A 22003-nucleotide genomic window follows, 5' to 3' on the forward strand; every position below is an offset into this window, starting at 1 on the left:
TATATAGTATGCCCCGATTTTCTTTATATAAACGCATTTTTATAAAAAAAATCGGTTTTTTTTACAGAAAAAAATATTTAAAAAAGTTTTGTTTGCGCTTACATATGCATAAGGTTAAACGCTCAAGGAGGAAAAAAACGGTTAAATTCAACTTGACACTCTTTTTCAGCGTGTTACTATAGGAACCGTTGAAAGAAACGAGAACAAAAATACGAACAAATGACAGGGGAGATTTGATGGATCAAAAACAAAAAGTTGCTTTTTTAGGTGCTGGATCAATGGCAGAAGCGATGATTTCTGGTATGTTCAATGCAAAGAAATTACCTGCTGAAAATATTATCGTAACAAACCGAAGTAATGATGCGCGACTGCACGAACTTGAAAAGAGATATGGTATCACAGCAGTAAAGCGCAGCGAGCTGAAAACAGATGACATTGACGTTTTTATTCTAGCGATGAAGCCAAAAGGCGCTGAAGAGGCATTAAACGAATTAAAGCCTCAAATCAACAAAGACCAGCTTGTCCTATCTGTTCTTGCAGGGATTTCGTCTTCTTACATGGAAGAGTTATTGCATGATGAACAGCAGGTCATTCGAGTGATGCCGAATACATCAAGTATGATTCAGCAATCAGCAACGGCTATATCTCCAGGTCAATATGCTGCAATGGACGCTGTGCTAACAGCAAAAGAGCTGCTTTCTGCAATCGGAAAGGTATACGTGATTGATGAGCCTCAAATGGACATTTTCACAGGAATTGCCGGAAGTGGACCCGCTTATTTTTATTTCCTTATGGAGCATATCGAAAAAGCAGCTAAAGAAGAAGGTCTCGATCCTGAGCTAGCACGTGAAATTGGCGCCCAAACCATTTACGGTGCAGCAAGAATGATGATGGAAAGAGATGAAACGCCGACGGAGCTTCGTGAAAATGTGACGTCTCCAAACGGTACAACAGCAGCTGGTTTAGACGCCTTAGCTAAACACGGCGGCGGAGAAGCAATGATGCAAGCAGTCAAAGGAGCATCAAAGCGTTCAAAAGAAATGAGTGCTCAACTACAAAAAGTGGCAAGTACTAATTAATGCGTCACTTATCTTCTTCGTGAATTCCTCACCACAAAAAAATAATCATAAACAAGAAAACATACAGAACACACTAGGAGTGATTTGATGAGTCCCGACAATAAGAAGCGGGTTGTAATTAAAATTGGAAGTAGTTCATTAACAAGTTCACACGGCGAAATCAGCAGACGGAAGCTGGAGCGCCTTGTGGATCAAGTCGTAGACTTAAAAGACAGCGGTCATGAAGTGCTGTTGGTTTCATCAGGAGCTGTAGCTGCAGGATACCGCAAGCTTGGCTGCTTAGAGCGACCTAGCTCTTTGCCTGAAAAACAAGCAGCTGCCTCAATCGGTCAAGGACTGTTAATGGAGGCTTATTCAGAACTGTTTCTATCGCATGGGTACGTTGCTTCTCAAATCTTAATTACAAGAGACGATTTTTCAGACGAAAATCGTTACAACAATGCCCGAAATACAATTAACGTGCTGTTAGAACGCGGCATTGTGCCAATTGTCAATGAAAACGACACGGTAACCATCAATCGATTAAAATTTGGCGATAATGATACACTTTCAGCTAAAGTTGCTGGACTAGTGGATTCCGACCTGCTTATTATTTTATCGGATATCGATGGCTTATACAGCGCGGACCCTCGCCAGGATCCAAATGCAAAATTAGTTCCTCACGTAGGGGAAATCACGCAAGAAATCGAAGAATCTGCAGGAGATTCAGGAAGTTCAGTTGGAACAGGCGGTATGCGCTCGAAAATTGACGCGTTCAAAATCGCTATGGCGTCAGGAATTCCAGCATTTTTAGGAAGAGCTGGCGTGCCAAACATTTTAACACAAGCGGTTGACGGCGATGCAACAGGAACGTACTTTGAATCTGAAGATGATTCTGCGAACCTTAATCAGAAAAAGCAATGGATTGCGTTTAACTCTGGTCCTGAAGGGGAAATAGTAGTCGAAGATGCCGCGAAACGTGCAATTATTGAAGATAAAGAGCCTTTACTTCGCGAGCATGTTAAATATATTAAAGGCCACTTTAGTGAACGAGCAGTTGTACGTATTCTAGATAAAGACGAAAATGAGCTGGCTCTTGGCGTGACAAATTATTCATCTGATGAACTTGCACTGAATGAGCCAATTGATCAACCGATTGTAGACAGCGAAGGTCTAGTGTGTCACTTAGAAATTCCAGTACCGGTCGGTTTGTAAGCAAACATGCTGTAAAGAAAAGGAGCCCTTCCTTTTCTTTGCATGATTGCATTTACCTCTTATGCCTCACACTTTAAAATCAAACAAAACTAAAACGAATCCAGGAGTGATTTGGTGTTACAAACAAATGAAAAGTATTCAGTAGAAGAACAAGCTATTTCAGCAAAAAAAGCAGCTAAACAATTAAGTTTACTAACAACAGAGCAAAAAAACGATGCGTTGTTAACGATTGCCTCTACACTTGAAAACAACACGGAGTATATTTTAAAAGCAAATGAAGTAGACTTAAAAAACGGGAAAGAAAAAGGGTTTGACGAAGCGCTGATGGATCGCCTTGCTCTTTCAGCGGAACGTGTAAAAGAATTTGCAAACGGCCTTCGTGAAGTTGCTGAGCTAGACGATCCAACAGGAGATGTTTTATCAAACTGGACATTGGATAACGGTCTAGATGTAAAGCAAGTACGCGTGCCTCTTGGCGTTATCGGAATGATTTATGAAGCACGTCCAAACGTAACGGTAGATGCAACAGGGCTAGCGTTGAAATCTGGAAATGCCATTGTGTTAAAAGGCGGCTCTTCAGCTATTTCATCTAACCAAGCTATTGTGGACATTATTCATAAAGCTCTTAATGAAACGCCCATTCCTAAAGAAGCGGTACAGTTTATTTCAAGTACAGATCGTGCGGCTACGCAAGAATTATTTACAATGAAAGAGCATATTGACGTGCTAATTCCGCGCGGAGGGGCTTCGTTGATTCAAGCGGTCGTCAATAACGCAACGGTTCCTGTGTTAGAAACGGGAGTGGGAAACTGCCATATTTATATCGATGAACAAGCTGACGTTAAGAAGGCCATTCCGATTTTGATTAATGCAAAAACAGATCGACCAGCGGTGTGTAACGCAGCAGAAACGGTTCTTGTACACAAAAACTGGCTCGATTCTCATAAAGATGAATTGATTCAAGCATTCAATGATCACAATATTGAAGTATATGGTGACAAAGCGACAGTAGGTGAAATTCCTGGAGCAAAAACAGCGGCTGAAAAAGACTGGGCTGAAGAGTATTTGCGCTTAGCGATCGCGATGAAAGTAGTAGAGAGTGTGGATGAAGCGATTGACCATATCGAAACATATGGAACAAAACACTCTGAAGCCATTATTTCAGAAGATGAACAAGCCGTTTCACGCTTCATGTCTTTAGTGGATGCAGCGGCACTGTATCATAATGCATCTACGCGTTTTACTGACGGAGGAGCTTTAGGATTTGGAGCTGAAATTGGGATTTCAACTCAAAAGCTTCATGCACGCGGTCCAATGGGACTTCCTGCGCTTACGACAATTAAATATATTATGAGTGGAAACGGACAAACTCGATAAGAAATGAAAAGCGAGCCTAATCATGTGCTCGCTTTTTTTTTTTTTGAAAAGACAAGTAAATGGAAGCTGATTTGTAAAAAATTATAAACTCTGTTATAATAGTAAAATATATAATTTTTGTGATCTTCATTTTTGTTCTTTTCAGACTATCCCGTTGTTTTAAGAAAAGCAACTGCTATCTGCTTTGTTATAACTTCATTTTTATTTTAGTCTTTCAAGACGCCGTATGTATTCCTCAAAGATTGATTTACGGATGTATAGTATCACTTTATCTTGCACCATTTACCACATTTACACGCTAAGTTAATCTTCATTTATTATCCACTTAAAAAGTACTGTTTAAAGGAGACGATGTGTATGTATAATCGTAAAAATTTAGAGCCGGCTGTTATTGAAGAAACAAAAGTTTGGGAATGTACATCAGATACGTGTAATTGTTGGGTTCGAGATAACTTTAAAAGCGGAGATCAGCCAACTTGTCCAATTTGCAAAAGCGACATGAAGCAAGCTGTAAAAGAACTGCAGGTTATTCATAATCCTAGAGTCATTGATTAATAACTTTTAGGAAGACGTTTTTTGAAAGGGGTTTGTGGATGTTTCTGGGAATTGATCATGTTCAGCTTCTTGGTCCAGAAGGATGCGAGCAAGAAGCAAGAAATTTTTATGAAAATCTTTTAGGAATGAAAACTGTTCTTAAGCCGAAAAATTTAAGGCACAGAGGCGGTATATGGTTTCAATGTGGGACTCAAGAAGTGCATATCAGTATTCAAGATGACTACATACCTGCTAAAAAAGCGCATCCAGCTTTTGTCGTGGAAGATATCAAGACGCTTAGACGTAAGTTGGCAAATTCAGGGTGTGTTCTTTCTGAAGAAGAGCCTATTGCAGGGAGAGAGCGTTTTTTTGTCCATGACCCGTTCGGAAATCGATTAGAATTTTTACAATATGACAAATAAAAGACCTCCAAGCGGAGGTCTTTTATTTTAGGGCGTTATCTAAATACGTATATACCGTTTCTTTGCTAATTAATACTTCATTTTCTCTGTCTTTATCTTTTTGCCACTTTTCTCGTGCTTTTGCTAATACTTCTTCGGCTTCATCCTTAGGAATGACAATGACTCCACCGTCGTCACCTGCAATAAAATCCCCAGGACGGATCTTCACGCCTCCGCAGGAAATGATCTCGTTTACCTTTCCTTTTTCTTTTTTGCTGCTTGCTGCGATCGTAGAGCCCTTGCAAAATACGGGGAAATTGAGCTTTTCAATATCTTCCTGATCTCGTATAACACCATCTAGTACAATACCTCTTATTCCAACAAGCTTCGCCATGGCTACTACGAAATCTCCTGCTAAGGCACGGTTGCAGTAGCTTTTTCCATCAATGACGAGCACGCTTCCGGGCTCCGCTAGTCGAATCGCTTCAAGCACTGAGTAATTATTGCCAGCAGGCGTATCTACGGTAAGAGCCGGCCCAAATAGTTTGTAATGACGCTGCAATGGCTTAATGGAAAAGTCTAAGTGGTTTGCACCTTCCATTGCATCTGATAAATTTGCTGTTGATAATGGGAGCTGTTCATTCAACATCGTATCTCTCCTTTTTAACTTTAGTCTATCTATACATATTCATATAAGAGAAAGCTCTTATTTATGAAAGGGCAAGTAGATAACGTGATGAAGCATTGACCATTAATTAACTGCAAATGCACAGCATTAGAAGTTTTCAGAGCCAATTTTTAATAGGCGCTGTTTCTCGTATGGTATTCGTCATATAAGCGCGTATATCCTTTAATTAGTAATAAAGGCGAAGGTAGCCTATAGCCTATAAAGACATTATTAAAGAATTGGAAAAACCAAAGAACTCTACAAAAGTTACTTTAGATAATATTTTTGGCAAAGTGTAAAATAAGCTGTATTTAATGAAGATGAAGGACCTTTGTTAGTTTTATGAAGGTCTCTGGTTTATACTTGAATAGTCTTATATACACAAGAAATACGTGCAAATGTTTAATCCTGTGAACATTTGATGGAGCTTGATGCATTTTTATATAAAAAAGTGAAACCTTTTGGTATGATGAAACGTAGGAACATATATGGAAATCATATATGAAAAAACATATGTGACGTTAGTCATTTAGTGGAGGGAAAACAATGGTAAAAAAATTATTGGCCGCATTTATCGCATTAGCGGTTGTGTTTTCACCAGTCGGTGGATCACTTATTCATGACGGTTCAAACGTAGCAAGCGCAAAAGGGTATAAGTCAGGAAAGCGCTCTTTTGACAGCGGAAGCAATAACCAATCAAGCTTATTTAAAAACAATAATAGTAATTCAGTTAAGCAAAACAATACGTCTAAAAACTCATCATCTAAAAGTACAGCGGCTAGCTCAAAGCGCGGCGGCTTAATGAAAGGTCTTTTAATGGGAGGAATTGCGGGCTTATTATTTGGAAGCTTACTATCTAGCTTAGGACCATTAGGCCCAATTTTAGGCTTTATGGTAAATATGCTTGTGATTGTAGCTTTAATTCTTCTTGTAGTAAAGTTATTCCAAAGCGTACGTAGCAACAAGCGTAAAAATGAGGAAGTGAAATCTTGGAGACAATAAAAATTTCTGAACAAGATATTATCAATGCGATGTGTTTGTATATCGCAGAAAAGAAACAAGTTCAGCCTCAAGAAGTAGAGATTGAGCTAATGTATGATGATGACTACGGTTTTTCAGCAGAGTCATACGTGCATGATCGTAAGCAGGTTCATATTACTTTGAACATTATTGAAGCGCTGCGCTTTTGGCTGGATACGGAAATGAACGTAGACCCATACGCAGCAGGACTAGAACTGGAATTAGACGATGAAGAAGGCATTATCGCTTTTGCAAAATTAAGTCGATAAAGAACTTCAATGCAAAACCCGCTCAAGTGAGCGGGTTTTTTTATTATGATTTTAACTGTTCGTTGGAACTGGACTTATCGCGTTTTTTAGTGAAAAACCACCAGTTGGCATCTCCAAGCAATTTCATTAGAGAAGGGACAAGAAGCATTCTGACAATCGTTGCATCGATAAATATAGCTAAAGCAATTCCTACACCCATTTGTTTAACAGGCGTTACATCTGTAAAAGCGAAGGCCCCTGTAATCACAATCATGATTAAAGCAGCGCTTGTGATGATTTTACTAGTGGAAGCTAATCCTTCTACCGTTGCCACATTATTATCACGGGTTTGATGATACACTTCGTGAATGCGCGAAATTAAAAAGACTTCGTAATCCATGCTGAGCCCAAATACAAGGCCGAAAACAAAGACTGGCAGCACTAAAGCAATATTAGACTCGGTAAGACCTAAATGTCCATTTTGAAACAGCCATACAAGTAAACCAAACGTAGCTGTTAAGCTTAAAATATTCATAATGATAGCCTTTAAAGGAATGAGGACAGAACGAAAAGCAATCATTAAAATGACATACGTTGAAAATAAAACAAGAGCCAAACCATATGGAGCTTTTTCATAAATTTCATCGAATATTTCTTGTTCAAATTTTGGATAGCCGCCAATATGAACGGTGAAAAGTGAACGTTTGTCTTTCCATTTTCGAACAAAATCTTTTGCTTCATCTGAATTTTGGTCTGTATCTAGCGTAGCTTTTATAAGCATATAATGTCCGTTAATGAACGAATCTACAGCTGGCTTTGCCTGCGCACTTATCTGCGGGTTTTCCAGCATAGCTTGAAGCTGATCACTCGATTTTACGTTTAAAGCGGTAGAAATAGAATCGACTTGCTTAACTAACGAATCTTCTTTTAATTGTTTTATAAAAGTAAAGGCATTTGTTAAAGGCTTTTCATTCAGCATATCTTGCTTAGCTTCTAGCACAAAATAAACGTCTGCCGTGTTTTTATTTATAAACGTATCGTTATACGTGTCAAAAGCTTGACGAGACTCGTATTTTGTTGGCAGCGCTTCTGAAGACGGTATTTCTAGATGCATGTCTCGAACGGGAATAAGTGCTACTAACAGAATGATAAGAGAAACAATTGTCATAGTTACAGGCTTTTTCATGACAAATGTAGCGAATGAACGCCACCTAGACTGACCGCCTTTTTCACTGACTTTTAAGATGCGTAAACGATTAATGCGTGTACCTAATATAGCCAGTATGGAAGGAAGGAGCGTAAGAGCTGAAAACACAGCAATAAAAACAACAGCCATTCCTCCAAGAGCGACGTTTTGAAAAATATCCACTTGAATAAACAGCATTCCCGCTAATCCAATAAATACGCATAATCCTGAGAAGATGACCGAGCGTCCCGCTGTTTGAATGGTAATTTTGATTGCTTGTTCTACCGATTTTGTTTGAATTTCTTCTTTAAAGCGATTAATAAATAAAAGGGCAAAGTCAATACTAAGAGCTAATCCAATCATTGGAATCACATTTAAAATAAAGATGGACAGCTCTGTGTACGGATGAAAGAAATAGACAACACCCATGGTGGTAACGACGGTTACAATTCCTATCATAAGAGGGATTGCAGCGGCTACCACGCCGCCAAAAGCTAGAAGAAGCACAACTAAAGCAACAGGAATACCGATGGCTTCTGCTTTTGCTAAATCTGCTTGGCTTGCTGTATTCATATCTTTTTCAATAATAGGACCACCGGTTAATTTTACACTCATTTCTTTTTCTTCAGCTGAAAGAGTTCTGATCTTTTCCACTCGTTTGTCCATCGTTCCATCATCGTGATTAAAGTGGATAATTCCATACGCTGTGCTTCCTTTTATCATCTTGTTAGAAGCCGTTGGTATGTCAACTTTCGACGCGTCTGATTTGTCCTCTGCTTTTTGCATATACTGAGCGATTGTTTGCTGGAATTTCGAGTCAGAAACTCCGTCTTTTTTTTCAAATAAAACGATGATCTGAGCTTCGCTAACATCAAATTTATCAACTAAAAGCTGCTCGGTATCTTTATACATTCCGTTCATTTCAAATCCGTTTCCTCCCAGCACAGAAGGAAGCTTAGCCGCATAAAAGCCAAATCCGACAATTAGAATGATCCACAGTATTAATAAAAATTTTCTGCCCGCATATAATGCGTTCGCTACTTTATTCATATTAACCTCCCATTTTTTGTACAGTTACTAGACTATTTTATACTAACAGTTATTGTAATTAGAAGAAGTATTGTGTTTTTTTGTTTTTCTTGCCTGAAAAAGCTTTTTAGATAGATGCACAGAGGTGTTTCCTCAGTAAAATCGTGTTTATGTTTCAGGAGATTTAGGGAACACTGTACATAAATGCACGAAGGGGGATTTAAAAAGATGCAAATGAAACAGCCAGCTAAAATGACGAATAGTTATGGGTGTAAAAATGAGTATGATACATTAAAACGTGTGATTGTTTGCCCACCTACATATATGAAAATTGAAGAAATTATTAATGAAACACAAAAGCATTATGCGGACGAAAACATTGATGAGAGCTTGGCTTCAAAGCAGCACCGTCAATTTGTCGAATGCCTTCAAAAAGAAGGAGTGGAAGTCATCGGGCTATCTGCTCAAGAGCCGTTTCCAGAACAAGTATTTACGCGGGATATTGGCTATACGCTGGGAGATACCGTTATTGTCACGAAAATGGGAAGCGAGATTCGAAGTGGAGAAGAACAAGTGCTAGCAGAGTGGCTGCAGCAGCAAGGTATTCCTTTCCATCAGGTACCGGACCATCCCATTGAAGGTGGAGATGTGCTGATTGATGGACAAGCTATTTTTATTGCGCTCAGCGACCGTACAAGTAAAGAAGGCGTGGAGCATATCCAAGAGTTGCTTCCAGCGTATGAGGTTGTTCCGATTCCTATTGATCGGTCTTATCTTCATCTTGATTGTGTGTTAAATATTTTATCACCCACAGAAGCGCTCGTATTTTCACCAGCTTTACATGAGAAAGAATTAAATTTACTTCGCATGAAATATGACTTAATTGAAGTAACAAAAGAAGAGCAGTTTACGATGGGAACCAATGTATTATCCATCGGTAATCAGCGGGTGATCAGCCTGCCAATGAATACAGAAGTGAATGAAGAGTTAAGGAAACGAGGCTATAAAGTGATTGAAGTTGATATATCTGAAATTATTAAGTCCGGCGGTTCTTTCCGCTGCTGCACAATGCCTCTTGAACGAGTGTAAAAAAGCTTGAAAAGAAAAAAAGATCTCGGCGATAGCCAGGGATCTTTTTTTGAAGGATGTTGTATAAAATTTCAAGTGAAAGGAACATTAACCTATATAAGCTGTTGAAGGAAAGGAGTGATAAACATGGCAAATCGTAATCCTATTTTAGTTCAAGGTGCTGAACAGCTTCTTGATCAGTTAAAAACGGAAATTGCGGGAAGACTTAACGTTCAGCTTGGCGCTGAGCAAACGGCTCGTGCAAATGGTTCTGTTGGTGGAGAAATGACGAAGCACCTTGTTGCAATGGCGCATCAGCAATTAAGTGGTGCACAAGGACACATTCGCTAGTCTGCTCTACATAAACACGCTGATGAAAAGTTCTGGCTCTTTTGAGCTGGAACTTTTTTGTGTAGGAAACATCATTTTACTTTCTCTTGGTCGTTTGATTTGAGATTTCGCTTAAAATTCTCCACTTTCAAGGTTGAAAAGTGCATAAAATGGGAAAAGGACAAAAAAAGAGAAAGTAGAGGTTTATCATGAAAAAGCTATTATCATTTGGAAAAAGTCTTGGTAAAGAAATTCAAGAAGACCAAGCAACGGGACTAGCGGCTGAGCAAGCCTATTATTATATGCTATCATTATTCCCTATGCTTATTTTACTGATATCCATTGTTCCGTATCTATCTATTAAACCGGAAGAGGCAATCGATGTCCTTCAAAGCGTTATGCCGGGAGAAACGGCTGCAATCTTTAAAGATAACGTAGCTCAATTTGTAAGCCAACCAAACGGCGGGCTACTGACTGTAGGGATTTTAGGAACTATTTGGTCTGCTTCAAACGGGATGAACGCCTTTATCCGTGCAATGAACCAAGCCTACGATGTGAAAGAACAGCGCTCGTTTATTAAAGTAAGAGGTCTGTCCATTCTTTTAACAATTGGATTAATTGTAACAATTATTGTATCGCTTCTTTTGCCAGTGTTCGGAGGGGTTTTGTTAAATTGGGTAAGCGAATGGTTTTCTCTTCCTTCCGGTACAACAGTGGTTTTAAATATTCTGCGCTGGATTATCGGTGTCGGCATTATGGTACTTGTTTTATCCGTATTATACAGATTAGCGCCAAACAAAACGTTTCCTTTTGCTCATGTATGGCCCGGAGCGCTCGCTGCTACGCTGTTATGGCAGCTGACATCTTTAGGGTTCTCATTTTACGTAAGCAACTTTGGCAATTATTCTGCTACTTATGGAAGCTTAGGAGGCGTGATTGTTCTGATGCTTTGGCTATTTTTAACGGGGTTAATTCTCGTTATTGGAGGAGAGATTAACGCTATTTATCACCGAAACAAAACGGCTGCGCCTCCTAAAGATACGTCTCAGGCGATGTAATAAAAAAGGAAACCTTTATAGAGGTTTCCTTTTTTAACGTTTAAAGCTATTCACAAGCTGTTTAAATGAGTTGGCTGTATATTTGACCGAATCTTTTTTGTACTGTACATCGGTTTTAATCGCTGCTTGTGTTACTTTTAAATGATTTGTTTTTTCTTTGATATGATCAGTTTCGTTTTGAAGATGTTGAGAAGTGGCATTTACAGAGTTCACAGTTGGCTTGATTTTTTTATTAAATGATACGCCTGCGTAAATAAGGTACGCAAGTGATGCCAAAACAACAGCTAAGCTTATATAAACAATAATCATCGGTGTGCCTCCTTTGTACGTATTTATATCTATATAGGTGAGAATAAAATATATACGAATATCATCCTCTTTATTTAATTGTTATACCCATTTTTAATCAAAACAAACAAAAGCCTGCCGAGAAGACAATATATTGGATTTTTTCTGAAATTTCATTCATCATTACATATAGAGTTACCTTGAAAGGAGAGAGAAGAAGAATGCCGTTAGATCCGCATATTCAAATATTTCTAAATCAATATAATGAAATGCCCCGTCCTTCTTTAGAGGACGTTACACCCCCGCAGCTGAGGGAAATGGAAAAGATGTCTTTAACTCCTTCTAAAGAAGCAGTTAAAAAAGTATATAATGAAGAAATCCAATTAAATGAACGTACGCTCACTCTACGAGTGTATGAACCTGAAGGAACAGGGCCATTTCCCGCTCTTGTTTATTATCACGGAGGAGGCTGGGTATTAGGAAGCCTGGATACTCATGACTCCATATGCAGGTCGTATGCAAATGAAACAAACTGTATTGTAGTGTCTGTTGATTACCGTCTTGCTCCTGAAAGTAAATTTCCGGCTGCAATAAACGATGCCTATGACGCCTTGGAGTGGATTTCAGCTCACGCGTCTCAATTAAATATCGATTCAAACAAAATTGCCGTCGGGGGCGACAGTGCCGGTGGCAACCTTGCTGCGGTTGTAAGCATTTTAGCAAAACAAAGACAAGGTCCATCCATTGTTCATCAGCTGCTTATTTATCCGTCTGTAGGATTTAAAAATCAGCACCCTGCCTCTATGAAAGAAAACGCCGAAGGATATCTTCTTTCAAAAGATCTTATGGATTGGTTTCGCCTTCAGTACTTAAATAATAAAGAAGAAGAACAGCATCCCTATAACGCTCCGGTATTACTAGAAGATTTATCGAGTCTACCAAGCGCTACCATCATTACAGCACAGTATGATCCTCTAAGAGATAGCGGAAAAGACTACGCAGACGCATTAAAAAATCACGGTGTCCCTGTCACCTATGAAAATTACGAAACAATGATTCACGGGTTTTTAGGGTTTCATGAATTTGTCCCGCTCGCTCAGCAGGCGATCAATAAAAGCGCAGCTCAACTGCGTCAAGTATTTGATTCTATTTAAGGCGCAAAGATATATAGTGTCATAAAATATCTAATTAAAAAAATACTAAAAATATAGTAAAAGTTAAAAAGTTCTTTCCTTAATTGGATTGGGCTTTTTTACTTTTCAATTTTCTCGTATAATTCATCCATTTTAACATTCAAAACGTCAGCTAACTTAAGTACTTTATCCATGCTAGAACAAACTGAAAAAGAAGAAAAGAAATTCTTGAGGTTATGGAAAGTACGATAATGGATTATAGAGAAGAAGATATGGGCAATATTAGCGATTTTAACGGAAATTTATTGGAAAATAAAAAAGAAATATAATTGAAAAAATAACAAAAATAACCTATTTCATGATATTATTTACTCGTTGAAGGGCTGAGTACTGTGACAGAGCAATTGTAGGGGTTAAGCTTGAGCTTCCTGAAATATGCCATAGCGTAATGAACAATAGTTGCAGACCCGACCAACTAATTATGAACGTAGAAAAAGTAATCAGCCAACTTAGTTTATCAGTTTAAAGTAACACTATATAAAAAGAAATTTAAGGTACTACTGGTTGTGGCTTCAATTAAACAAAAGGGGAGAATTCTGTGAAAAAGCTGCTAATTGGTACTGCTTTGTTGTCATTGAGTTTGACTATGGGTGCTTGTGACAGTGATGAGAAGGAAAATGATTTACTAGAGAAGAAAAGTGTAGCTGAAGAACCTAAAAAGAAGTCTGAAGGCAAAGATTTAGATAAAAAGTCCGAGTCTCAGCAAATTCAAAACGAACAGAAAGATTTACGTGCGTATAGTGTAAAAGTTGAAAAAGAAAAAAAAGCTAAAGAATTAGCAGAGCAAAAGGCGAGAGAGGAAGCGGAAGCTAAACGACAAGCGGAAGTAGCTGAGCAACAAAGACAACAAAAGATTGCTGAACAACAGCGTATCGCAGCGCAACAAGCAGAAGAACAAAAGAAGCAACAAGCTCAAGTAGCACAAAATCAACAGCAGCCAACAAATGATGAAGAATTATCTCATGCTGATCAATATGAAGAACCTGAAGTAAATGAAGATATTTCTGCTCCAGATCAATACGAAGAAGAGGTTCGTCAACAACAAGAAGACAGTTTCACAGACGAAACAAAGCAACAAATTAATCAAGAAATGAAAGAAAACGATGGATATAGTTCTACTTTATGGCGATGTGATCAAGTGTTATATGGAGTGCAAGAAGGATATATTTCAAAAGAAGAAGCGGGAGATTGTTTGAAATAATACTATAACTAGAAGAATTTTGCTTGGGATATTTTTCTTAATACTATTGATAAAAAAACTATCTAAATGGTACAATAGACTTATAAAAACATAATGGAACGTTGTTTTCACAGAGTTTATTGACGACATTAAGTAAGGTGATTTTTTGAATGATAAAAAACAAGTAGGTCAGCTGATTCAAGATCTGCGAAAGATTGCGGAAATGACAACTGTCGAGTTATCAGAAGGAATTTGTACTGAAGAAGAGCTACATCGATTTGAACAAGGTGAAATTCATGCAAGCAGTGAAGTTCTCTATCATTTATCGAAACGCTTAGGGGTTCCGATGAATTATTTCTTTGAAGCAGGAGAGCTAACGCCCAACGATTATTCAAAAGAAATTAAATCGACCATTAGGCATTATATACGAAAACGCGATTATGAAACCGTGTTACATATGGTGAACAAAGAAAAAGATAATCCTATGTTTCAAGATCCTTTTCATGCACAATTTTTCCTATGGCACGAAGCCATATGTGATTATTATATTGGAAATAAATTTGAACAAGCGCTTCGTAAATTGGAAAAAGCTATTGCGTTCACGCGTACGAGTGAACAGTTTTATTCAGAAAAAGAGATTGCTATTTTAAATAGTATTGCCATTATTTATGAAGAAGAAGGTCATTTAAAAAAAGCGTTCAGTACGTTCATGGAAGGATTGCAGCATATTGCTTTGCTTCCTAAGTTAAAAGATCCTCTTGTTAAAATTCGAATTTTATATGGATTATCGCGTGCGCTTTTGCAAATGGAACGTTATGAAAAGTCGGTTAAATATGCACAAGCAGGACTAGAGCTGTGTATTCAGCATGAGACGCTTTATTTATTAGGAGAACTGCACTATCAAATTGGAGAAGCACTCTGTCAGCTTGATGAGCTTAAAGAAGGAATAGCCTACCTAGAAAAAGCTATTACCGTTTTTAAAATTGAGCAGAATGAAGCGTTTGTGACCATTATTCAAGAAGAGATGTCTAAATATCAAGAAACAAAAAAGAAGAGCTGATCGCTCTTCTTTTTTTATCTCCAATACACTGGGTGTGGGTAAAATGGCCGAGGGCGAGGGTAAAAGTAAGGGGGGTGGTAATAAATAGGACGAGGATAAGGGTAAGGATAAAATGGCCGAGGGCGAGGATATGGATAATAACCATAAGGGAATCTTTCGTCAGCTTCTTGGGGATTTGAATAATAATCATAGCCATATTGATACTCTTCTAAAGGTTGTTCCGGGTAATATTGATAATTCACTCTTTTCACCGCCTAAGTTTTTATGCTTTTTACTGTATTCATTACAGAAAGAATTGGAGTATGTACTCATCAAACTTTTAATTTGAAAAAGGCGGGAGACAAGGAGTATTTTAAAAATAAAAACAAATTAGCTTTCCTTCTCGTTTTCTTGTAAGTTATCAGCATCGGGAAGGGTGGGATGTTCAAAGCTTTTAATAAAAGAAGCGTAAGCAATCGTATCTTTAATAGGGTTTACATAAGATAATGGTTGACCTCGGTAGCTGAAATTAAGTGTCATCCAAGCAAAATCTTTATTATTGTTGGAAATCAGTTTTGCATTATGTATAAAAGCAGATGCGGCAATCATCGCATCTGGTCCTTTAATTTTTTTATTGGATTCTATTTTAGCTTTTCTACGAATTTGAGCTGCTAGCTGTGCAATTTCACTTGTAACGTCCACAATCTTATCTGTCATATCGTAAATATAATGATTTTTTACTGCTTTGACTTGAGGGTTTGTTTCTACTTCCCAATGCGACAGAAGTTCCATTTCTACAACGGTAGGCATTAAAAATTCCGCGTTATTTGAAATAAGTTCATTAATATATTCCACAACTTCTGGATAATTAAGCGCATGTGAAGCCCAAATGTTTGTATCAATAATTACTTTTTCATCCAACACAAATCGTTCACTCCTCTCTACTAGCCATTCGTACCAGCTCTTCTAACCCAAAAGGTGAGTAAAGAGCGGCAGATTCTGAAAGCTGATTGCTTAATAGAAGCTTTTCATATTTAGTTAATCTAGTTTTTGCAGATTTTATGAGCTTTTCTTGTGTGTCATTTAATGTTTTATCTTTTTTATCGTACGTGCGTAGAACTTTATTTTGAGGTTTGTATTTAAGATTTTTCTTCTGCATAGGGGGTGAGGAAGGTGATTGCGGCGAGGGTTGTGTATAAATTTTTCCATTTATTTTTAGGTTGAAGTGCTTTTGAACTTCCTTGCTGTATGTTCCTTTTTGGTCATCTACTAAGCGCTGTGCTTTCATGATATCCCTGCCTTTTATATAAATTTATATAGTATATGTGATGAAGTTTTCTCTTACTATTCCTTTTATATAAAAACATTGAAAAATTAGCTTCCGGGAGTTATTAAATTAACTAATGTTTGCCTGGTGGGTGATAATCTCAGCGAATACCGGACAAAGGTTTAAAAACATGATATCGTGTAAGAGAATAAATCAGTATCGGTTAGAGAAGGAACTACAAAAAAGGGGATGCAAAATGAAAACAGAAAAACAAAAAATGCTGGATGGAGAATTATATCTTTCTGCTGATCCGCAATTAATAAAAGAACGTGAAAACGCTCGAAGATTAACAAGGCTTTATAACCAAACAACAGAAAGGGAAGAAGAAAGACGTACAAACTTATTAAAAGAACTGTTTGGATCTACGGGAAATTCTCTTTGCATAGAGCCTACTTTCCGCTGTGACTACGGTTCTAACATTCATGTTGGAGAAAATTTTTATGCTAACTTTGATTGCGTACTTTTAGATGTATGTGAAATAAGAATAGGAGATAATTGTTTTCTTGCACCAGGTGTACATATCTATACAGCAACTCATCCTTTGCATGCTCTTGAAAGAATTTCAGGAGCTGAGTTTGGCAAACGCGTAGAAATAGGAAATAACGTCTGGATTGGGGGAAGAGCCGTTATTAATCCTGGAGTGAAAATAGGCAACAATGCCGTAATTGCTTCGGGTGCCGTTGTGACAAAAAATGTTCCTGATAACGTGGTAGTGGGAGGCAATCCTGCAGTTATAATCAAGCATATTGAAAATTAAAGAATAAACAAAGAGCTCTTGAATTGTAAAAGCTCTTTGTTTATATGATGTTTTATTGCCGATTTGGCTCGTCCTCATTTATAATGTTTTGGTTAAATGTAAAAATATATATATTTCCTTCCGAGATCATCCATACTTTATTGACAAAGGAAAATTAATCATGGTATATTATCTTTAATTAAAGATATTCAAATTAAAGATAAATAATAAATGATAAACTAGACGATTTATCCGGAGGAATGTAGAATGAATCACTTAAAAGGAATACACCACGTAACGGCCATTACAAGCAGTGCAGAAAAGAATTATGAATTTTTCACCTATGTGTTAGGCATGCGCTTAGTTAAAAAAACGGTCAATCAAGATGATATTCAAACGTACCATTTGTTTTTTGCAGATGATAAAGGCAGCGCCGGAACGGACATGACTTTTTTTGATTTTCCAGGTATTCCAAAAGGTTTTCACGGAACAAATGAAATTTCGAAAACATCTTTCCGTGTTCCAAATGATGCGGCTTTAGACTATTGGGTAAAGCGCTTTGAACGCTTAGAAGTAAATCATACGGGGATTCAAGAGCTATTTGGGAAAAAGACGCTTTCGTTTGTTGATTTTGATGATCAGCAGTATCAGTTAATTTCCGATGAAGGAAATCAAGGAGTTGAATCAGGCACTCCTTGGCAAAAAGGCCCTGTCCCTCTTCAATACGCTATTACGGGACTTGGTCCTATCTTTATTCGTATTGCCGAGTTTAATTACTTTAAAGAAATGATGGAAAAAGTCCTTTTATTTAAAGAGATTGGTCAAGAAGGAGATCTTCACCTATTCGAAGTAGGAGAAGGAGGAAACGGTGCGCAAGTAGTAGTAGAACACAATGAAAAACTTCCGCAGGCTCAGCAAGGTTTTGGAACTGTTCATCACGTTGCTTTTCGCGTAGAAAATAGACAGGCTCTTGAAGAGTGGATTAATCGAATGTCAAGCTTCGGTTTCCATACGTCTGGTTATGTGAATCGTCACTTCTTTGAGTCGTTGTATGCAAGAGTGGCTCCGCAAATTTTATTTGAATTTGCGACAGATGGACCAGGATTTATGGGAGATGAACCTTACGAAACGCTCGGAGAAAAATTATCACTTCCTCCTTTTTTAGAGCCAAAACGTGCAGAAATTGAGAAGCTCGTGCGTCCGATTGATACAGTAAGAAGTACAAAAGAGTTTGTGAAAGAATAGTACACAAAAAACACTCAAATAGCTATTTGAGTGTTTTTTGCTGTTTCAAAGATGAATCAGCTTTCAAAACGCTAAAAAAGAACGTGTTTTTGGTACCTTCTACTTTTATATATACCTATCGCGAATGTTTGCTTAAAAACTGCCAATGTCTTACAAGGAAGGAGTAGGAGTGGGTTGTGCATAGCCTTCTTTATATTTTTCATCGATGTCTTTGCGAATATCTTTTATTGATTTGCCTCGGTTATAGTCGAGCATAGCTTTAGCTGCAATTTCTATACACAATCCGCATTTTGTTCCATGATCATCCCAGACAACTGCTCCATTTCTTTTGTTTTTAAAAATAAAGCAGTCATAGCTGTTTTTGTGATTTGCTTCCATGCCACATCCGCAGTAGCAAGGGATTTTTTCAAGTAGTTCACGATTTTTAGCAACGGATAGATAAACTAGTTTCATATCTTTAGGCTGGTTCTTCAAAAACTGTGGCAAAACATCTGCTCCTGGAGTCTCTTCGCGAATATCAGCAACTGCAGCTTTGTGATGTTCATGACCTGAATGTGCAGAAGAGTTTGTGGCAGAAGAAGTTGTTGTATTGTTTGAACAAGCGGATAATCCAATACTTGTAGCGAGAATCCCCAACAAAATAATTGATTTTTTCAATACAATTAACATCCTTTCATGTGAAAATAAATGATAGTTGCATCATACACGGCAGTTTATCTATGTAGATAATCCAATACCTGCTTGTTTATATCTAATTCTCTATAAGTATGCAGAGCGGTTATCGTGTATGATAGAGATGGACGAGGAAAAAATATGAAGCATGAATTTATCATAAGGTGCGTTTTGTAAGTAATTGGACAGAAGGAGAAAGTGAACGGAGGTTAAACAGTAGTGAGTGAACAAAATCAACGTCTTTTTGAATATATTTTAGAGAATTCAGCCTCTATCAGTGAAGAATGGCTGCGCCAAAGAAGTAATATTAAAGGATCGATTTACTCAAAGGACGCAGACGCTTCAGTTGAGAAAAAGCTGCGCGAGCAGCATCTTTATACGATCGAAACAATTGCGAGCGGCTTTCTTGACGATCAAGAGATTTTCAAACAACGTATGGTGAAATGGACGACGGAAGTAGTAAACAGCAGAATTAAATTTGATACGCCGATTTACGAGGTAGTAGAAGCGCTAAGCAAAACAAGAAAAATTATTTGGACGTATGTCAAAACATATAGTCTGATACATTCATCTATCACAAAAGAAGATATACTCTCTTGGAGCGAAGTTTATCATACAACATTTGATAAACTCATTAATGAATTTTCCGAACAGTACTATAAAATCACAAGGCAAAAAATAAGTCTTCAGCAAGAGCTAATTGACGAAACGAGTTTTCCTGTCATTCCACTTGTAGATCACATCGCGGTCTTGCCTTTAGTAGGGCTTATTGATGAAATCAAAGGTGATTCTATTATCGAGGTTGTTCCAAAAAGATGTGCAGAAAAACATATAAGACATCTAGTCATTGACTTATCCGGTGTAAATTATGTAGATACGTATGTTGCTCACAAATTTTTTGATTTGATTAACATTTTGCAGCTGCTAGGCATCCATGCGATTATGTCAGGAGTGAGTCCTGACATGGCTCAGACGGCTGTTAATGTAGGAATTAGTTTTAATAAAATTGAAACGTTTGGACATTTACACCAAGCTCTTTCTTCGCTTGGTGTAAAGAAAAAAGAAGAATAAAGTATAGAAATGCTAAAAAGAAACGGAACTGAAACTTTTGCTCTCAGTTTCGTTTCTTTTTGTTTGTCTACATTCTTCTGCATTCAAAATCTTGTAAGCATGCCTTACAAACTCCTTTTCACATGGTGACAAATGGAAGATACTAAGGAACAAATAAACGGCGGTTTTCTATGCCAAACGTCTCGTTTAGCTCAAGAATGGAGGTGTAAAGAGAAGAATAAGAGAAGTACATAATGAGATAGTTAAAGTCTTAGATAAGTACTGATAAGCCGTGTGATTAAGGAGGAGCTCTATGAAAATAATTTATCTTCTTTGCCTGCTTCCGTTTGTAGGAATATTAGGTTTATTGCCTTTTGTTAACAAAGTAACGCCGTTTATTTTAGGGATGCCTTTTTTTCTCTTTTGGATTGTTATGTGGGTAATCCTTACGTCTTTTATTATGGGTATTGTGTACAAGCTCGATCCTGCTGTTAAAGGAGGAGATAAATAATGAATACCGCTCTGATTATTATTTTTGGTTTTTTACTTTTAGCTATTTATCTTGGAATTCGAGCTACGCGGGGCAAAAAAATGGATTTAGAACAGTGGAGCGTAGGTGGCAGAGGTTTTGGAACTGTTTTTGTCTTCTTTTTGATGGCGGGCGAAATCTATACTACTTTTACGTTTCTAGGTGGAAGCGCTTGGGCATATGGAAAAGGAGGGCCAGCGTTTTATATTTTAGCTTATATTTCTTTGGCATACGTGTTAGGGTATTGGATCGGCCCGCAAATATGGCGGTATGCGAAGCAGCATAAGCTCATGTCTCAGCCGGATTTTTTTGTTTCAAAATACAACAGCCCGTTTCTTGGCATCGTTGTTTCATGTGCAGGGGTGCTGGCAATTGTTCCTTATATTATTTTACAATTCAAAGGCTTAGGTATTATTGTATCTGAAGCTTCTTATGGGTCTATCTCTTCAACCGCAGCCATTTGGATTGGTGCCATATCATTAACGGTTTACTTAATGATATCAGGCATACATGGTTCCGCGTGGACGGCTATTGTCAAAGATATCATGATTTTTATTGTTGTCTTATTTTTAGGAATATATATGCCGTTTCATTAATACGGAGGCTTACAGCCAATGTTTGAGGCTGTGCATCAAGCAAATCCAACGTTTCTCACTCTTCCCAAGACAGGTCTAAGTATTTCGTGGTTTATTTCTACAGTCATGCTGACCGTATTAGGATTTTACATGTGGCCGCATACGTTTAATGCAACGTATTCAGCTGAAAACGAGAATGTATTTCGAAAGAATTCTATTATAAGTCCTATTTATACGTTAATGCTGCTTTTTGTCTTTTTTGTAGGGTTTACTGCTCTTATGCAGGTACCTGGACTACAAGGCGCAGAAGCAGACTTGTCACTGCTTCGTCTTTCCATTCAAACATTTGATCCGTGGATGGTCGGCTTTATTGGCGCAGCTGGTTTATTAACAGCACTTGTGCCTGGATCGATGCTTTTGATGGCAGCTTCTACGTCACTGTCTAAAAACGTTTATGGCATTCTTGTTCCTTCAGCGACGGGCAAACAAATTTCGATACTGGCTAAATGCTTCGTACCGGTCATTGCGCTTGTTTCAGTCTATTTTACACTTCATGGAGGGAATACGATTGTAACGCTTTTACTAATGGGCTACAGCATTGTGACGCAGCTGTTTCCTGCTTTTATTTTTAGTTTAATGAAAAACAATATCGTGACTAAATACGGGGCATGTGCAGGTATTGTTGCCGGCATTGCGTCTGTGATGTATATAACGCTTACTGAAACAACGCTTGGCACGTTGTTTCCTGCGTTGCCACAAATCATTAAAGATACAAATGTCGGCGTTATTTCTTTATTTATTAATTTAGTTGTATTAATGGTGGTCAGTTTAGCAACGAAAAAAATCGCCGCACAGCCGCATTTTGAAAGCGGGGCAGTAGATGGAAAACAAATTTTGTGAAAATCTTTTTCCAATTGCGTTTTAAGAACATCATGAAGGGTATAAAAGTAGTGCATCACCAAAATGTTCAATATGGCT

24 protein-coding genes and 1 pseudogene are annotated in these 22003 nt (G+C 37.8%); 18 read left to right on the plus strand and 7 right to left on the minus strand.

All coding sequences use genetic code 11. The annotated features are described in order from the left end of the window. The first annotated feature begins 236 nt into the window (after positions 1 to 236). From proC to LJC66_RS11605, 5 genes are all read left to right on the plus strand, one after another. Entirely contained in the window at positions 237 to 1079 is an 843-nt protein-coding gene (gene proC, locus LJC66_RS11585) for a pyrroline-5-carboxylate reductase (protein WP_230932596.1), read from the plus strand. A gap of 87 nt (positions 1080 to 1166) precedes the next feature. Then, on the plus strand, positions 1167 to 2273 hold the full coding sequence (proB, locus tag LJC66_RS11590; protein ID WP_013056988.1) for a glutamate 5-kinase: 1107 nt from the start codon (positions 1167 to 1169) through the stop codon (positions 2271 to 2273). Positions 2274 to 2387: 114 nt separating this feature from the next. Next, positions 2388 to 3650 carry a glutamate-5-semialdehyde dehydrogenase gene (locus tag LJC66_RS11595; RefSeq protein WP_195694010.1) on the plus strand — a complete coding sequence of 421 codons (1263 nt, stop codon included), beginning with the start codon at positions 2388 to 2390 and terminating at the stop codon, positions 3648 to 3650. Between the two features lie 357 nt (positions 3651 to 4007). Continuing rightward, on the plus strand, positions 4008 to 4205 hold the full coding sequence (locus LJC66_RS11600) for a cold-shock protein (protein WP_230932597.1): 198 nt from the start codon (positions 4008 to 4010) through the stop codon (positions 4203 to 4205). Between the two features lie 38 nt (positions 4206 to 4243). Next, the gene (locus LJC66_RS11605; RefSeq protein WP_230932598.1) at positions 4244 to 4606 is read left to right on the plus strand and encodes a VOC family protein; all 363 of its coding nucleotides are present in this window, start codon (positions 4244 to 4246) and stop codon (positions 4604 to 4606) included. Between the two features lie 22 nt (positions 4607 to 4628). Here LJC66_RS11605 and LJC66_RS11610 read toward each other — a convergent pair whose 3' ends face one another. Continuing rightward, on the minus strand, positions 4629 to 5234 hold the full coding sequence (locus tag LJC66_RS11610; RefSeq protein WP_195694008.1) for an RraA family protein: 606 nt from the start codon (positions 5232 to 5234) through the stop codon (positions 4629 to 4631). 564 nt (positions 5235 to 5798) lie between these two features. Here LJC66_RS11610 and LJC66_RS11615 point away from each other — a divergent pair. Both LJC66_RS11615 and LJC66_RS11620 read left to right on the plus strand, forming a co-directional pair. Beyond that, positions 5799 to 6254: a hypothetical protein gene (locus LJC66_RS11615; RefSeq protein ID WP_013056993.1), complete on the plus strand. Its 456-nt coding sequence runs from the start codon at positions 5799 to 5801 to the stop codon at positions 6252 to 6254. Next, the gene (locus LJC66_RS11620; RefSeq protein WP_013056994.1) at positions 6242 to 6541 is read left to right on the plus strand and encodes a YxcD family protein; all 300 of its coding nucleotides are present in this window, start codon (positions 6242 to 6244) and stop codon (positions 6539 to 6541) included. Before LJC66_RS11615 ends, LJC66_RS11620 begins: the two co-directional genes overlap by 13 nt. A 43-nt stretch (positions 6542 to 6584) precedes the next feature. Here the strand turns inward: LJC66_RS11620 and LJC66_RS11625 are convergent, their stop codons facing one another. Next, positions 6585 to 8756: an MMPL family transporter gene (locus tag LJC66_RS11625; protein ID WP_230932599.1), complete on the minus strand. Its 2172-nt coding sequence runs from the start codon at positions 8754 to 8756 to the stop codon at positions 6585 to 6587. 207 nt (positions 8757 to 8963) lie between these two features. Here LJC66_RS11625 and LJC66_RS11630 point away from each other — a divergent pair, with 207 nt between their 5' ends. The 3 genes from LJC66_RS11630 (at position 8964) to LJC66_RS11640 (ending at position 11191) form a co-directional block, all read left to right on the plus strand. After that, the gene (locus LJC66_RS11630; RefSeq protein ID WP_195694002.1) at positions 8964 to 9824 is read left to right on the plus strand and encodes a dimethylarginine dimethylaminohydrolase family protein; all 861 of its coding nucleotides are present in this window, start codon (positions 8964 to 8966) and stop codon (positions 9822 to 9824) included. A gap of 126 nt (positions 9825 to 9950) precedes the next feature. Further along, a complete protein-coding gene (locus tag LJC66_RS11635; RefSeq protein WP_230932600.1) occupies positions 9951 to 10154 on the plus strand; it encodes an alpha/beta-type small acid-soluble spore protein in 204 nt (67 codons plus the stop codon). Positions 10155 to 10342: 188 nt separating this feature from the next. Next, positions 10343 to 11191, plus strand: coding sequence for a YihY/virulence factor BrkB family protein (locus LJC66_RS11640; protein WP_230932601.1), 849 nt, complete (start codon positions 10343 to 10345; stop codon positions 11189 to 11191). Between the two features lie 33 nt (positions 11192 to 11224). Here LJC66_RS11640 and LJC66_RS11645 read toward each other — a convergent pair whose 3' ends face one another. Beyond that, on the minus strand, positions 11225 to 11500 hold the full coding sequence (locus LJC66_RS11645; RefSeq protein WP_025752355.1) for a hypothetical protein: 276 nt from the start codon (positions 11498 to 11500) through the stop codon (positions 11225 to 11227). Positions 11501 to 11700: 200 nt separating this feature from the next. Between LJC66_RS11645 and LJC66_RS11650 the strand changes: the two genes are divergently transcribed. The 3 genes from LJC66_RS11650 to LJC66_RS11660 all read left to right on the plus strand — a co-directional run bounded on the left by LJC66_RS11650 (position 11701) and on the right by LJC66_RS11660 (position 14912). Beyond that, on the plus strand, positions 11701 to 12633 hold the full coding sequence (locus LJC66_RS11650) for an alpha/beta hydrolase (RefSeq protein ID WP_230932602.1): 933 nt from the start codon (positions 11701 to 11703) through the stop codon (positions 12631 to 12633). A gap of 577 nt (positions 12634 to 13210) precedes the next feature. Continuing rightward, entirely contained in the window at positions 13211 to 13873 is a 663-nt protein-coding gene (locus LJC66_RS11655) for a hypothetical protein (protein ID WP_230932603.1), read from the plus strand. 145 nt (positions 13874 to 14018) lie between these two features. Next, positions 14019 to 14912 carry a helix-turn-helix domain-containing protein gene (locus tag LJC66_RS11660; protein WP_195693991.1) on the plus strand — a complete coding sequence of 298 codons (894 nt, stop codon included), beginning with the start codon at positions 14019 to 14021 and terminating at the stop codon, positions 14910 to 14912. Positions 14913 to 14926: 14 nt separating this feature from the next. On the opposite strand, the gene LJC66_RS11665 is transcribed toward LJC66_RS11660, so the two are convergent. The 3 genes from LJC66_RS11665 to LJC66_RS11675 form a co-directional block, all read right to left on the minus strand. Further along, the gene (locus LJC66_RS11665; RefSeq protein ID WP_080514729.1) at positions 14927 to 15154 is read right to left on the minus strand and encodes a hypothetical protein; all 228 of its coding nucleotides are present in this window, start codon (positions 15152 to 15154) and stop codon (positions 14927 to 14929) included. Between the two features lie 127 nt (positions 15155 to 15281). Further along, the gene (locus LJC66_RS11670) at positions 15282 to 15815 is read right to left on the minus strand and encodes a PIN domain-containing protein (protein ID WP_195693989.1); all 534 of its coding nucleotides are present in this window, start codon (positions 15813 to 15815) and stop codon (positions 15282 to 15284) included. Between the two features lie 7 nt (positions 15816 to 15822). Further along, the gene (locus LJC66_RS11675; protein WP_057243646.1) at positions 15823 to 16179 is read right to left on the minus strand and encodes a hypothetical protein; all 357 of its coding nucleotides are present in this window, start codon (positions 16177 to 16179) and stop codon (positions 15823 to 15825) included. Between the two features lie 235 nt (positions 16180 to 16414). On the opposite strand from LJC66_RS11675, the gene LJC66_RS11680 reads away from it, so the two are divergent. Together LJC66_RS11680 and LJC66_RS11685 are read left to right on the plus strand one after the other, a co-directional pair. Next, complete coding sequence (locus tag LJC66_RS11680; protein WP_098249749.1) at positions 16415 to 16975, plus strand: maltose acetyltransferase domain-containing protein; 561 nt, start codon at positions 16415 to 16417, stop codon at positions 16973 to 16975. A 246-nt stretch (positions 16976 to 17221) separates the two neighbouring features. Next, positions 17222 to 18199, plus strand: a complete 978-nt coding sequence (locus LJC66_RS11685; RefSeq protein WP_195693987.1) for a ring-cleaving dioxygenase — start codon at positions 17222 to 17224, stop codon at positions 18197 to 18199. A 150-nt stretch (positions 18200 to 18349) separates the two neighbouring features. Here LJC66_RS11685 and LJC66_RS11690 read toward each other — a convergent pair whose 3' ends face one another. Further along, entirely contained in the window at positions 18350 to 18856 is a 507-nt protein-coding gene (locus tag LJC66_RS11690; RefSeq protein ID WP_013083117.1) for a PCYCGC motif-containing (lipo)protein, read from the minus strand. Positions 18857 to 19090: 234 nt separating this feature from the next. On the opposite strand from LJC66_RS11690, the gene LJC66_RS11695 reads away from it, so the two are divergent. The 3 genes and pseudogenes from LJC66_RS11695 to LJC66_RS11705 all read left to right on the plus strand — a co-directional run bounded on the left by LJC66_RS11695 (position 19091) and on the right by LJC66_RS11705 (position 21925). Continuing rightward, positions 19091 to 19942 (plus strand): STAS domain-containing protein, encoded by an 852-nt coding sequence (locus LJC66_RS11695; RefSeq protein ID WP_230932604.1) that lies wholly within the window; start codon positions 19091 to 19093, stop codon positions 19940 to 19942. A gap of 292 nt (positions 19943 to 20234) precedes the next feature. Continuing rightward, the gene (locus tag LJC66_RS11700; RefSeq protein ID WP_013083119.1) at positions 20235 to 20432 is read left to right on the plus strand and encodes a DUF3311 domain-containing protein; all 198 of its coding nucleotides are present in this window, start codon (positions 20235 to 20237) and stop codon (positions 20430 to 20432) included. Next, positions 20432 to 21925, plus strand: a pseudogene (locus LJC66_RS11705) (sodium:solute symporter family protein). Before LJC66_RS11700 ends, LJC66_RS11705 begins: the two are co-directional and overlap by 1 nt. The last annotated feature ends 78 nt before the right edge of the window (positions 21926 to 22003 follow it).

It is taken from the genome of Priestia sp. TSO9 (genome assembly GCF_021029645.1).
GTDB classification, from domain to species: Bacteria; Bacillota; Bacilli; order Bacillales; family Bacillaceae_H; genus Priestia; species Priestia megaterium_E.

Excerpts from the sequence above, each read along its gene's own strand:
- LJC66_RS11685 (WP_195693987.1), top strand. The coding sequence starts at position 17,222 with ATGAATCACTTAAAAGGAATACACCACGTAACGGCCATTACAAGCAGT.
- LJC66_RS11615 (WP_013056993.1), top strand. The coding sequence starts at position 5,799 with ATGGTAAAAAAATTATTGGCCGCATTTATCGCATTAGCGGTTGTGTTT.
- LJC66_RS11680 (WP_098249749.1), top strand. The coding sequence starts at position 16,415 with ATGAAAACAGAAAAACAAAAAATGCTGGATGGAGAATTATATCTTTCT.
- LJC66_RS11640 (WP_230932601.1), top strand. The coding sequence starts at position 10,343 with ATGAAAAAGCTATTATCATTTGGAAAAAGTCTTGGTAAAGAAATTCAA.
- proC (WP_230932596.1), top strand. The coding sequence starts at position 237 with ATGGATCAAAAACAAAAAGTTGCTTTTTTAGGTGCTGGATCAATGGCA.
- proB (WP_013056988.1), top strand. The coding sequence starts at position 1,167 with ATGAGTCCCGACAATAAGAAGCGGGTTGTAATTAAAATTGGAAGTAGT.
- LJC66_RS11635 (WP_230932600.1), top strand. The coding sequence starts at position 9,951 with ATGGCAAATCGTAATCCTATTTTAGTTCAAGGTGCTGAACAGCTTCTT.
- LJC66_RS11605 (WP_230932598.1), top strand. The coding sequence starts at position 4,244 with ATGTTTCTGGGAATTGATCATGTTCAGCTTCTTGGTCCAGAAGGATGC.
- LJC66_RS11700 (WP_013083119.1), top strand. The coding sequence starts at position 20,235 with ATGAAAATAATTTATCTTCTTTGCCTGCTTCCGTTTGTAGGAATATTA.
- LJC66_RS11600 (WP_230932597.1), top strand. The coding sequence starts at position 4,008 with ATGTATAATCGTAAAAATTTAGAGCCGGCTGTTATTGAAGAAACAAAA.
- LJC66_RS11610 (WP_195694008.1), bottom strand. The coding sequence starts at position 5,234 with ATGTTGAATGAACAGCTCCCATTATCAACAGCAAATTTATCAGATGCA.
- LJC66_RS11675 (WP_057243646.1), bottom strand. The coding sequence starts at position 16,179 with ATGAAAGCACAGCGCTTAGTAGATGACCAAAAAGGAACATACAGCAAG.
- LJC66_RS11630 (WP_195694002.1), top strand. The coding sequence starts at position 8,964 with ATGCAAATGAAACAGCCAGCTAAAATGACGAATAGTTATGGGTGTAAA.
- LJC66_RS11650 (WP_230932602.1), top strand. The coding sequence starts at position 11,701 with ATGCCGTTAGATCCGCATATTCAAATATTTCTAAATCAATATAATGAA.
- LJC66_RS11625 (WP_230932599.1), bottom strand. The coding sequence starts at position 8,756 with ATGAATAAAGTAGCGAACGCATTATATGCGGGCAGAAAATTTTTATTA.
- LJC66_RS11645 (WP_025752355.1), bottom strand. The coding sequence starts at position 11,500 with ATGATTATTGTTTATATAAGCTTAGCTGTTGTTTTGGCATCACTTGCG.